The following is a 12251-nucleotide window of genomic DNA, read 5'->3' on the forward strand; positions in this document are numbered from 1 at the left end:
CGCTCTGCCCGCGACCGGCTGCGCAGCAGTCGTAAAAATAGCGGCGTTTAATCAATTTCTGCGAGCGCTCCGCACTCGGTCGCCGGCAAGCGGGCTCCTACCGGTCGGTGCCTACCCGAATAGCCTGTTCTGTAGGAGCGCGCTCTGCCCGCGACCGGCTGCGTTAGCAGTCGTAAATTTTCAGCGTTTTCGAGATTTCTGCGAGCGCTCCGCACTCGGTCGCGGGCAAGCGCGCTCCTACAAGCGGTGAATTTTATAGCCAATAAAATCAGTTAGTTATTTTTATGAGAGGCCTGCGGCGACTGGTTATTCGGCGATCAGCCAGTCCATCTTCCAGTCGCCCTTGGTCTGGCCGAGCTTCTCGGCCAGGTACGGCAGCAGCTCGCGCAGTTCTTCTTCCAGGCCCCACGGCGGGTTGGCGATGGCCAGGCCCGAGCCATTGAGGCTGGCCGGGGTGTCGAGCGGGTGCACGTACAGTTCCACGCGCAACAGCTTGGGCGCACCGGTTTCGGCCAGGTCCTGGTAGAAACTCCGGAGCAGGCGCGGGTCCTTGATCGGGTACCAGAGGGCCGCCACTGTCTGGCGCATGCGCCCGAACGTTTCCTTGAGCGCCACGCTGCAGCGCTTGAGTTCATCAAGCTGTTCGAACGGCGGGTCGATCAGCATCACCGCGCGCTTTTCGCTGACCGGCAACAAGGCACGCGGCACATGCCAGCCCTCGCCCAGATGCACCGCCACACGGCGGTCGAACTTCATGTTGTCCTTGAGCAGCACGCCGTCATCGGGGTGTTTCTCGTTGAGCAGCACGCGGTCCTGCTCACGGCTCAGGCGCCGCGCCAGCTCCGGGGAACCGGGGTAGTAGCGCAACTCGCCGGTCTTGCGGTTCATGTGGCGCAGCACCTCCATGTAACCGGCAGCCGCCGGTGGCAGGTCGGTGGCGTCCCACAGGCGGCCGATGCCGTCGATCCACTCACCAGTGCGCGAGGCTTCGTCGCCGCGCAGGTCGTAAAGGCCAATGCCGGCATGGGTATCAAGGTAGGCGAACGGCTGCTCCTTGCGCGACATCAAGGCGAGCAGGCGAGTCAGGACGATGTGTTTCAAGACGTCGGCGTGGTTGCCGGCATGGAAGGCGTGACGGTAATTCATGGCAGCTCCTGGAAGGCTGCGCAGTTTAACAAAATGTACGGATGAAAAGCCCCGGCAAAGCCGTCACAAAACCGGGGGCTCACGTAGCGGTGCGACCGAAGGTGACCAAACCATGGCACGGCAACACAGTGTGCAGGCTCAGTCTGCCCGTGCCACAGCCTTGGCGGTTAGCCGAAAACGACCTGTTCTTAGGTAATCCTGCCATTGCCCGCCACAGTACTTGCCCAGGCGCTGAAGCGCTTACAGAATCGGGTGACCCATCCTTGCGTCTCACTCTTGCAAAGGAACACCGTCATGATGCATGCAGACCTGATCGACCAGGACGACCTGATTGGCAAGCTCCGGGCCCTGGGCTTCGAGACCCCGTCGGGCGCCACCCCCGAGCAAGCCTGCTCGCACGCGGTACGCGGCCTCAATGATTCACGCGCCATGGCCCTCAAAGGCATGGTGGTGAGCATCCTGGGCAGCAGCGCGACCATTCTGCCGGCCGTGCGCCAGGCCATCGACCAGCAACTGCTGCCGGCCCTGGCCGCCTACAAGCAGAGCCACGCCTGAAACGCCATCGCCCCCATGAATGGGGGCGATGGCAGAGGGGCGGGTGAAGCGGGCAGTCAGACCCGGACGCTGGCGAACGTCGACTCGTTGCGTGCCTGGTTGAGCGCCGACATTGGCCCGGACAGCGGCGCCAGCACCATCGCCTGCGGAATCGGCAGCATCGCGACCTGCTGGGCGGTGTTGGAACCTACGCGCTCATCGCGCGGCGGAATGCCGAAGTATTCGCGGTAGCACTTGGAAAAGTGTGGCGTCGACACAAAGCCGCACACCGACGCCACCTCGATGATCGACATCGGGGTCTGCTTGAGCAGTTGCCGGGCGCGGATCAGGCGCAGCTTGAGGTAATAGCGCGACGGCGAGCAATGCAGGTACTTCTGGAACAACCGCTCCAGCTGGCGCCGCGAAACGGCGACGTACACGGCCAGTTCGTCGAGGTCGATGGGCTCTTCGAGGTTGGCCTCCATCAGCGCGACGATTTCCTGCAGCTTGGGCTGGTTGGTGCCCAGCATGTGCTTGAGCGGCACGCGCTGGTGGTCCTGTTCGTTGCGAATGCGCTCGTAGACGAACATCTCGGAGATCGCCGCCGACAGCTCACGGCCGTGATCACGGCTGATCAGGTGCAACATCATGTCCAGCGGCGCGGTGCCACCGGAGCTGGTGAAGCGGTTGCGGTCCAGGGTGAACAGGCGCGTGCTCATGCTGACCCGTGGAAAGGCTTCCTGCATCGAGGCCAGGCACTCCCAGTGCACGCTGCAATCGAAACCGTCGAGCAGCCCGGCACAGGCCAGCGCCCAGCTGCCGGTGCACACCGCACCCAGGCGACGCGACTGGCGGGCCTGCGATTGCAGCCAGCTGACGTGCTCGCGAGTGACGGTGCGCTGGATACCGACACCGCCGCAGACGATCACGGTGTCCAGGGCCGGCGCCTTTTGCATCGCGGCATCCGGGGTGATCTGCAGACCGTCGCTGGCCCAGACCTGGCTGCCGTCCAGGCTCAGGGTGGTCCAGCGATACAGCTCGCGGCCGGACAACTGGTTGGCCATGCGCAGGGGTTCGACCGCCGAGGCGAGGGAAATGAGCGTGAAGTTATCGAGCAGCAGGAAGCCGATGGACTGCGGCGTGCGGTTCTGGGGGGTGGATCCTACATTGAGCGATGTCATCACGGAATCTCCTCACACATGAGCGGGGGCGGCCTAACTCGGCTCTATTTTTATTGCCCTGTAAATCGTAGGGCTGTCCCATTACATCGCAAATCTCATGCCTGAAAATTGATCGACTCCATAAAAGAACCAAAAACGACGTCGCTGAGCGTATGCGCGACTGCGACCTTCATATTCAAATGCGACAAAGCGTCGCGCCTGGGGCCGACGATGAGCAATTTGGTAGCACTCGGACAGATCGAGAAACACCCCGGCACAAAACAGTGTCACTGCAAGCACGATGAACGGGGTGATGAGCGCGCCATAAGAAGGCGAAATGAGGCGTGTGTGAGCAAAAACCGGGCGGTGACGCCTGCCTTCGCGACCGCTGGTCGCTCCACAGTTATGGGTCGAACCCGGCCCCAGCACACGGCAAAAATCCGTAGGAGCGACCAACGGTCGCGAAATCATCGGTCGAACCCGGACCCGGCACATGCCACAAATCCGTAGGAGCGACCAGCGGTCGCGAAAGGGTCGGCACATTCAACACACTCAGCGCCTGCAAGACCGCATTCGCGACCGGGGGTCGCTCCTACAAATCGGTTGCGACCTTGTCTCAGCACTCCACCGCGCTGACGGCCAGGCCGCCGCGGGAGGTTTCCTTGTACTTGTCGTGCATGTCGGCGCCGGTGTCGCGCATGGTACGGATCACCCGGTCCAGGGAAATGAAATGCTCGCCATCACCGCGCAAAGCCATCTGCGCGGCGTTGATGGCTTTTACCGCCGCAATCGCGTTGCGCTCGATGCACGGCACCTGCACCAGCCCGCCGACCGGATCACAGGTCAGCCCCAGGTTGTGTTCCAGGCCAATCTCGGCGGCGTTGCACAGTTGCTCGGGCGTCGCCCCCAGAATATCGGCCAGGCCCGCTGCCGCCATGGCGCACGCCGAACCGACCTCGCCCTGACAACCGACTTCGGCGCCAGAGATCGAGGCGTTTTTCTTGCACAGGATGCCCACCGCCGCGGCCGCGAGGAAATAATCGACCACGTTGGCCTCGCTGACATCGGGGCTGAACTTGACGAAGTAGTGCAGCACCGCCGGGATAATCCCCGCCGCGCCATTGGTCGGCGCCGTGACCATGCGCCCGCCGGCGGCGTTTTCTTCGTTGACCGCCAAGGCAAAGAGGTTGACCCACTCCATCGCGCTCAGGGTCGAGCCGATGACGTTCGGCTTGCCCAGCTCCTGCAGGCTGCGATGCAGCCTGGCGGCACGACGCCGCACATTGAGGCCGCCAGGCAGGATGCCTTCATGCTTGAGACCGCTTTCGACGCACGCCTGCATCGCCCGCCACAGCTTCATGATGCCGGCGTTGATCTCGGCTTCGCTGCGCCAGGCCTTTTCGTTGGCCATCATCAGTTGCGAGACCCGCAGGCCATGCTGGCGGCACAGCTGCAACAGTTCCCGGGCGCTGGAAAACTCGTAGGGCTGCACGGTCTTGTCGCTGTCCAGCTCACCGCTGCGTGCCTGGGTTTCATCGACCACAAAGCCGCCGCCGATCGAGTAATAGGTTTCACGGAACACCTCGCCGCCCTTGCCCTGGGCAATCAGGGTCATGGCATTGGGGTGAAACGGCAGGTTCTCGTCGAGCAGCAGCATGTCCCGCGACCAGACGAAGGCGATCGGCAGGCGACCGTCGAGCAACAAGGTGTCGTCGGTTTTCAAGGCCTTGATGGTCGGTTCGATCTTCGCTGGATCAATGGCATCGGGCCACTCGCCCATCAGGCCCATGATCACCGCATTGTCGCTGCCGTGACCGATGCCGGTGGCCGACAGCGAACCGTACAGCCGCACTTCGATGCGTTCGATGCTTTCCAGCTGGCCATGCTCGCGCAGCCCCTGGACGAACAGCGCAGCGGCGCGCATCGGGCCGACGGTGTGCGAGCTGGAGGGGCCGACACCAATCTTGAACAGGTCGAACACACTGATTGCCATCGTTGAAGCTCCATCATCGGGTCGTGTCACGCCAAAGCGCTTTTATGGGCATAACTGCTACGCTGGAGCTGTCCTGCGCCTGTGCAACAGGACAGGCCGGGACTCAACAGTGCGTCGCCGTTCGCGGTTATGCCGGCATCATCAGGGTTTTCAGGCCCCACGCGCCGTCCCACACCGACCCGGTCATGCTCAGCAACGCCGCCGTCTGTAATGGGCATTTGCATGCCGTAAACGGGTGAATCGAGCCGCTTTCGACTACCCGAACGGGCGCATCAGGGGGCAAAAGAAACTGGAAACGACCTTGCGCACACTGGATGCGACCCCGCCTGTACTGGATACGACTCCCCCTGTAGGCGTTTGATTTTGGCTGGTAGATGATCGAATACATGTCGCTCACTGACAGTTCGCAAGGCACCGTGATGGGCTTCACCCAAGCCTCGCCGATATAGCCGCGTCATCCCTCAAGCGATGGCGATGAGAAGAAAAATCACAGGAGCTCACCCATGAAAGGTTCACAGTCATTGTTGTTGGCCGCCATGCTCGGCTTGCCGTTGCTGGCTCAGGCCGTAGAACCCCAGGCATGCCACACCGTCAACTTCTCCGACGTCGGCTGGACCGACATCACCGTCACCACCGCAGTGACCAGCGCAGTCCTCGACTCCCTCGGCTACAAGACCAAAACCACGATGATCTCGGTACCGGTGACCTACAAGTCACTGGCCGAAGGCAAGAACATGGACGTGTTCCTGGGCAACTGGATGCCGACCATGGAGAACGACATCAAGGCCTACCGCGAGGCCGGCACCGTCGAAACCGTGCGCGCCAACCTGGAGAACGCCAAGTACACCCTGGCCGTGCCCCAGAGCCTCTACGACAAGGGCCTGAAAGACTTCGCCGACATCGTCAAGTTCAAGAAGGAGCTGGACGGCAAGATCTACGGCATCGAGCCTGGCAACGACGGCAACCGCCTGATCCAGAGCATGATCGACAAGAACGCCTACGGCCTCAAGGACGCCGGTTTCAAGGTCGTCGAGTCCAGCGAGGCCGGCATGCTGTCGCAGGTCGACCGCGCCAGCCGCCGTGGCACCGACGTGGTGTTCCTGGGCTGGGAACCGCACCCGATGAACACCCGCTTCAAGCTGCAGTACCTGACCGGCGGCGACGATTTCTTCGGCCCCAACTTCGGCCAGGCCACCATCTACACCAATACCCGCAAGGGCTACAGCGAGCAGTGCAGCAACGTAGGCCAGTTGCTCAAGAACCTGTCGTTCACCCTGGAAATGGAAAGCACCCTGATGGGCAAGGTGCTGGACGACAAGCAAAAGCCTGACGCCGCCGCGCGCGCCTGGCTCAAGCAGAACCCACAGGTGCTCGACACCTGGCTGGCCGGCGTGACTACCGTGGACGGCAAGCCGGGCCTGGAAGCCGCCAAAGCCAAGCTGGCGCAGTAACACTGATGGCAGGCGGGCACCCCTCGCCTGCCGTCCTTTCCTACCCCGCAAGCGGACACCCGACATCATGATCACTGATCACAAACTCCCCTTGGGCGATTACATTGCCGCCTTCGTCGATTGGCTGATACGCCATGGCGCCAATTATTTCGACGCAATCGCCTACTCCCTGGAATTGATGATCCACGGCCTGACTTCCGGCCTTGCCTGGTTTAACCCCTACGTCCTGATCGGCCTGATTGCCGCGCTGACCCACTTCATCCAGCGCAAATGGGGCCTCACCCTTTTTGTCATCCTGTCGTTTCTGCTGATTCTCAATCTGCACTACTGGCAGGAAACCCTTGAAACCCTGGCCCAGGTACTGTTCGCCACCCTGGTGTGCGTGATCATCGGTGTGCCACTGGGCATCATCGCGGCGCACAAGCCGATGTTCTACACCTGCATCCGTCCGATCCTCGACCTGATGCAGACCGTCCCGACCTTCGTCTACCTGATCCCTACCCTGACGCTGTTCGGCCTGGGCGTAGTGCCCGGCCTGATCTCCACGGTGGTGTTCGCCATTGCCGCGCCAGTGCGCCTGACCTACCTGGGCATTCGCGACGTGCCCCAGGAACTGCTCGACGCCGGCAAGGCCTTCGGCTCTTCGCGGCGCCAGTTGCTGACCCGTATCGAGCTGCCGTACGCCATGCCCAGCATCGCCGCCGGCATCACCCAATGCATCATGCTGTCGCTGTCGATGGTGGTGATCGCCGCCCTGGTCGGTGCCGACGGACTGGGCAAACCCGTGGTCAATGCACTGAACACTGCCGACATTTCGGTGGGCTTCGAAGCCGGTCTGGCAATCGTGTTGCTGGCAATCATGCTCGACCGTATCTGCAAACAACCTGACGCCAAGGCAGGGTCCGACGCATGAGCATCATCAAGTTCGAAAACGTAGACGTCATCTTCAGCAAGGACCCGCGTGAAGCGCTCAAGCTGCTGGACCAGGGCAAGACCCGTGGCGAGATCCTCAAGGACCTGGGCCAGATCGTCGGTGTCGAAAAAGCCAACCTGGACATCAACAAGGGCGAAATCTGCGTCCTGATGGGCCTGTCCGGTTCGGGCAAGTCCAGCCTGCTGCGCTGCATCAACGGCCTCAATACCGTCAGCCGTGGCTCGTTGTTCGTCGAGCATGAAGGCACACAGATCGACATTGCCCACTGCACGGCGGCCGAGCTGAAGATGATGCGCACCAAGCGCATCGCCATGGTGTTCCAGAAATTCGCCCTGATGCCCTGGCTGACGGTGCGCGAGAACATCAGCTTCGGCCTGGAAATGCAGGGCCGCCCCGAGAAAGAACGGCGCAAGCTGGTCGATGAAAAGCTCGAGCTGGTCGGCCTGACCCAGTGGCGCAATAAAAAGCCCGACGAGCTGTCCGGCGGCATGCAGCAGCGCGTTGGCCTGGCCCGTGCGCTGGCAATGGACGCCGACATCCTGTTGATGGACGAACCCTTCTCGGCCCTTGATCCGCTGATTCGCCAGGGCCTGCAGGATGAGTTGCTGAGCCTGCAGAAGAAACTGAGCAAGACCATCGTCTTCGTCAGCCACGACCTGGACGAGGCCCTCAAGCTGGGCACGCGCATTGCCATCATGAAGGACGGCCGGATCATCCAGTACAGCGTGCCGGAAGAGATCGTGCTCAACCCGGCCGATGAATACGTGCGCAACTTCGTGGCCCACACCAACCCGCTCAATGTGTTGTGCGGCCGCAGCCTGATGCGCACCCTGGACAACTGCAAGCGCATCAACGGTTCGGTGTGCCTGGACCCGGGCGGCGACTCCTGGCTGGACCTGGCCGAAGGCAACGTGATCAAGGGCGCCCGCCAGGGCGTTGCCCCCATCGCGCTGCAGAACTGGCAGCACGGCGAAGGCGTCAGTCACCTGGAGCGCCGCCCGACCCTGGTGGACTCCGGCATCGGCATGCGCGATGCGCTGCAGATCCGCTACCAGACCGGCCACAAGCTGGTGCTGCAGGACGGTAACCGGGTGGTCGGCATCCTTGGCGACACCGAGCTGTACCACGCCCTGCTGGGCAAGAACCACGGCTGACATGGCCTGCGGCGGCGGCTGCTGCTGCTGCTGCTGCTGCTGCTGCTGCTGCTGTAGGAGCGCGCTTGCCCGCGACCGGCTGCGTTAGCAGTCGTAAATTTTCAGCGTTTCGCAGATTTTGGACGTGTTCACACTCAGAAATTTGTGGCGTTTCCGAAATTTTACGAGCGCTGCGCACTCGGTCGCGGGCAAGCGCGCTCCTACAGGCCATCCTTATCCGTCAACCGGGACTTTTTATCGATTTATAGGGCCGTCAAAAAAACCTAGACTGCCGGGCCGTTTTTCGCCCATTGCGTGTCAGGAGACTTCGCTTCATGCCCAAGGTCGGTATGCAACCCATTCGTCGCCAACAATTGATCCAGGCCACCTTGAGTGCCATTGATCAAGTGGGCATGGGCGACGCCAGCATTGCCCTGATCGCCCGTCTGGCCGGTGTGTCCACAGGCATCATCAGCCATTACTTCAAGGACAAGAACGGCCTGATCGAGGCCACCATGCGCCACCTGATGCACGCCTTGAGCAGCAACACCGCCAACCGTCGCCAGGCCTTGGCCGACGACAGCCCGCGCGCGCACTTGCGGGTCATCATCGAGGGCAACTTCGACAGCAGCCAGGTCAACGGCCCGGCGATGAAGACCTGGCTGGCGTTCTGGGCCACCAGCATGCACCACCCGTCCCTGCACCGCCTGCAACGCATCAACGACCATCGCCTGTATTCGAACCTGTGCTGGCAGTTCCGCCGCGTCCTGTCCGAACACCAGGCCCGCAGCGCCGCCCGCGGTCTGGCCGCGCTGGTCGACGGCCTGTGGCTGCGCGGCGCCTTGTCGGGCGATGCATTCGACACCGACCAGGCCCAGCGCATCGCCCTGGAGTATGTGGATTTGCAATTGGCCAAGGCACAAGGCTGAATACCGCATACACCGCAGTAGGAGCGCGCTCTGCCCGCGACCGGCTGCGTTAGCAGTCGTAAAAATAGTGGCCTCACTATCGCAGGAAGGTCCTTGCGGACCTTGTCGCGGGCAACACGGATAGCCGCCCCCCGCGCTCCACCCCGCGCCAGTCCGGCAACAGATCAACCCGCCGTGATACCCGGCAAGGAGCCCCGCCCGCATGTTCGATTTCCATGCCACGCTCACCCAGCGCTTTGCGGCCCTGCGCAGCCAGGCGCCGTTCTTTTCCGTGCGCCATGTGCGCCGTACCCACCAGCACCTGTCGGTGCGCCGCAACGTGGCGCAGCCGCTGGCGCTGGGCCTGGATGAAGGGGTGATGATCACCGTGCGCCTGGCCGGGGTCGAGACCTATGCCGCCACCCACGACCTGTCGCAGCGCGGCCTGCAGGCGGCACTCGAATGTGCCGAACAACTGGCCCGCCAACTGGCGCCCCATGCGCTGCTGGACCTGACCGAACAACCGGTGTCCAGCGCCTGCGCCGACTACCTGTCACCGCACCTGGACGCTGCTTTTCCGGCGCTGGGCGATGCCCTGGCGCTGCTGCAGAGCGAATCGGCCGCCGTGCCTCGCGACGAGCGCCTGGTCGACTGGCAAGCCAGCCTGGGGCTGGAGACGGTCGAACAGATCTACCTCAATACCGCCGGCGCCCGGATTCGCCAGGCGCAACGCTTTGTCTATCCGGGCCTGAGCGTCACCGCCTATGACGGCCACGACAGCCAGACCCGCAGCCTGGGCGGCAGCAACTTCGGCCAGCAAGGCGGCGTCGAGGTCATCGAGCGCTGTGGCCTGATCAATGCCGCCCCGCGCATTGCCGACCAGGCCCTGCAACTGATCCAGGCGCCCAACACCCCCAGCGGCCCGCGCGACCTGCTGTTGATGCCCGACCAGATGAGCCTGCAAATCCACGAGTCCATCGGCCACCCGCTGGAGCTGGACCGCATCCTGGGCGACGAGCGCAATTACGCCGGCACCAGCTTCGTCAAGGCTGCGGACTTCGGCACCCTGCAATATGGCTCGGCGCTGCTCAACGTGACCTTCGACCCGGACATTCCGGAGCAACTGGCCAGCTACAGCCATGACGACGACGCCAGCCCCGCCAGCAAGCATTTCCTGATCCGCAACGGTCTGCTGGAGCGCCCGCTGGGCGGCGCACTGTCGCAATACCGCAGCGGCCTGCCGGGAGTGGCCAACAGCCGCGCCTGCAACTGGAACCGCGCGCCCATCGACCGCATGGCCAACCTCAATATCGAGGCGGGTGATCAGTCGTTCGAACAACTGGTGGCGGGCATCGAACGCGGCATCCTGATGTCGACCAACCGTTCGTGGTCCATCGACGATGCACGCAACAAGTTCCAGTTCGGCTGCGAATGGGGCCGGCTGATCGAAGACGGCCAGCTCAAGGGCGTGGTCAAGAACCCCAACTACCGGGCGGTGTCGGCGCAGTTCTGGCGCAACCTCTGCGCGGTGGGCAATGCCGACACCGTCGAAGTGCTGGGCACGCCCAATTGCGGCAAGGGCGAACCCAACCAGGTGGTGCGGGTCGGGCATGCTTCGCCAGCCTGTGTATTCAATGACGTGGATGTATTCGGAGGAGACGCCTGATGGAACGGCAAACACAGTTCGAGGCACTGGTTGCCGTGCTCAGGGCCGCGCTGCAAGCGGGCGAGCAGTTCAGCCTGGCCTATGAGGCCGAGGCGTCCGATTTCATCCGTTTCAACCACGGCCAGGTGCGCCAGGCCGGCTGCGTGCAGCAGGCCAGTGTCAGCCTCAAGCTGATCCACGAGGGCCGGCATGCCGACCTGACCCTGACCCTGGCTGACGATTCCGACGAGGACCGCCGGCGCCTGGAGCAGGCCGTGACCCAGGTGCGTCAGGCTCTGCCGTTGTTGCCGCCAGACCCGTACCTGCTGCCCAATACCGAGGCCTGGCACAGCGAAAACCGGCAAGCAGCGCCTTTGCCCGATACCCAGGACGTAGTGGCCCGGATCAGCGAACGTGCCCATGGCCTGGACCTGGTCGGCATCTACGCCGCCGGTCCTATCTATCGCGGCTTTGCCAGTTCATGGGGGGCAATGGGCTGGCACCAGGCCAATAGCTTCAACCTCGACTGGAGCCTGTTCCACACCAATGGCCAGGCGGTAAAAGCCAATTACGCCGGTCACGACTGGGACAGCGCAGCCTTTGACCGTCAGTTCGAACAGGCCCGCGAGCAACTTGACTACCTGGGCCGCCCGGCCATCACCCTGGCGCCGGGTCAGTACCGCGCCTACCTGGCCCCGGCGGCGCTGGACGAAATCATCGGCATGCTCGCCTGGGGCGGTTTTTCTGCCCAGGCCATCGCCAGCAAGCACAGCCCGTTGCAGCGCCTGTACGACGGCGAGGCGCGTTTCAATGCTGCAGTGTCGCTCGATGAACAGGTCAGTGGTTCGCTGTCGCCGGCGTTTTCCGGTGAAGGCTACCCGCGCCGCGACCTCGCCCTGATCACATATGGCAAGGCCGGCGAGCGACTGGTCGATTCGAGCAGCGCCGCCGAGTACAACCTGCCGGCCAACGGCGCCAATGCCGGTGAATCGCCCAGCGCGCTGAGCATGGCCGGCGGCGACCTGGAGCAGGCACAGATCCTGGCCCGGCTCGGCACCGGCCTGTACATCGGCAACCTCTGGTACCTGAACTTCTCCGACATGCCGGCCGCGCGCATGACCGGCATGACCCGTTTCGCAACCTTCTGGGTCGAGGACGGTCGGATTATTGCGCCCGTCAGCACCATGCGTTTCGACGACAGCGCCTACAGCCTGCTCGGCGACCAGCTCGAAGCCTTGACCCGCGAGCGCGAACTGATCCTGTCGACCAGCACCTACGAACAGCGCCAGACATCCTCGACGCACCTGCCCGGCGCCCTGATCAACCGCCTGACCCTGACGTTGTAGC

Annotated in this window: 10 protein-coding genes; 7 read left to right on the forward strand and 3 right to left on the reverse strand. The window is 63.2% G+C overall.

Translation table 11 applies throughout. The annotated features are described in order from the left end of the window. Nucleotides 1-306: 306 nt before the first annotated feature. Nucleotides 307-1146, reverse strand: a complete 840-nt coding sequence (locus DGA31_RS07055) for a 23S rRNA (adenine(2030)-N(6))-methyltransferase RlmJ (RefSeq protein ID WP_056841391.1) — start codon at nt 1144-1146, stop codon at nt 307-309. A 294-nt stretch (nt 1147-1440) separates the two neighbouring features. Here DGA31_RS07055 and DGA31_RS07060 point away from each other — a divergent pair, with 294 nt between their 5' ends. Then, nucleotides 1441-1701, forward strand: coding sequence for a hypothetical protein (locus DGA31_RS07060; RefSeq protein WP_109512060.1), 261 nt, complete (start codon nt 1441-1443; stop codon nt 1699-1701). A gap of 56 nt (nt 1702-1757) precedes the next feature. On the opposite strand, the gene gbdR is transcribed toward DGA31_RS07060, so the two are convergent. Further along, nucleotides 1758-2861, reverse strand: a complete 1104-nt coding sequence (gene gbdR, locus DGA31_RS07065) for a choline metabolism transcriptional regulator GbdR (RefSeq protein WP_056841389.1) — start codon at nt 2859-2861, stop codon at nt 1758-1760. A gap of 595 nt (nt 2862-3456) precedes the next feature. Then, a complete protein-coding gene (locus tag DGA31_RS07070; RefSeq protein WP_056841388.1) occupies nt 3457-4833 on the reverse strand; it encodes an L-serine ammonia-lyase in 1377 nt (458 codons plus the stop codon). A gap of 503 nt (nt 4834-5336) precedes the next feature. On the opposite strand from DGA31_RS07070, the gene DGA31_RS07080 reads away from it, so the two are divergent. From DGA31_RS07080 to DGA31_RS07105, 6 genes are all read left to right on the forward strand, one after another. After that, entirely contained in the window at nt 5337-6284 is a 948-nt protein-coding gene (locus DGA31_RS07080) for a choline ABC transporter substrate-binding protein (RefSeq protein WP_056841386.1), read from the forward strand. A gap of 64 nt (nt 6285-6348) precedes the next feature. Beyond that, nucleotides 6349-7197, forward strand: a complete 849-nt coding sequence (gene choW, locus DGA31_RS07085) for a choline ABC transporter permease subunit (RefSeq protein WP_177339483.1) — start codon at nt 6349-6351, stop codon at nt 7195-7197. After that, the gene (gene choV / locus DGA31_RS07090; RefSeq protein WP_056841384.1) at nt 7194-8372 is read left to right on the forward strand and encodes a choline ABC transporter ATP-binding protein; all 1179 of its coding nucleotides are present in this window, start codon (nt 7194-7196) and stop codon (nt 8370-8372) included. The genes choW and choV overlap by 4 nt, the downstream gene beginning before the upstream one ends. A 314-nt stretch (nt 8373-8686) precedes the next feature. Next, on the forward strand, nt 8687-9280 hold the full coding sequence (gene betI / locus DGA31_RS07095) for a transcriptional regulator BetI (RefSeq protein WP_056841383.1): 594 nt from the start codon (nt 8687-8689) through the stop codon (nt 9278-9280). Nucleotides 9281-9482: 202 nt separating this feature from the next. Then, nucleotides 9483-10925, forward strand: a complete 1443-nt coding sequence (locus DGA31_RS07100) for a TldD/PmbA family protein (protein ID WP_109512062.1) — start codon at nt 9483-9485, stop codon at nt 10923-10925. Continuing rightward, entirely contained in the window at nt 10925-12250 is a 1326-nt protein-coding gene (locus DGA31_RS07105) for a TldD/PmbA family protein (protein ID WP_109512063.1), read from the forward strand. The genes DGA31_RS07100 and DGA31_RS07105 overlap by 1 nt, the downstream gene beginning before the upstream one ends. Nucleotide 12251: the final 1 nt, after the last annotated feature.

It is taken from the genome of Pseudomonas ovata (genome assembly GCF_003131185.1).
Taxonomy (GTDB): Bacteria; Pseudomonadota; Gammaproteobacteria; order Pseudomonadales; family Pseudomonadaceae; genus Aquipseudomonas; species Aquipseudomonas ovata.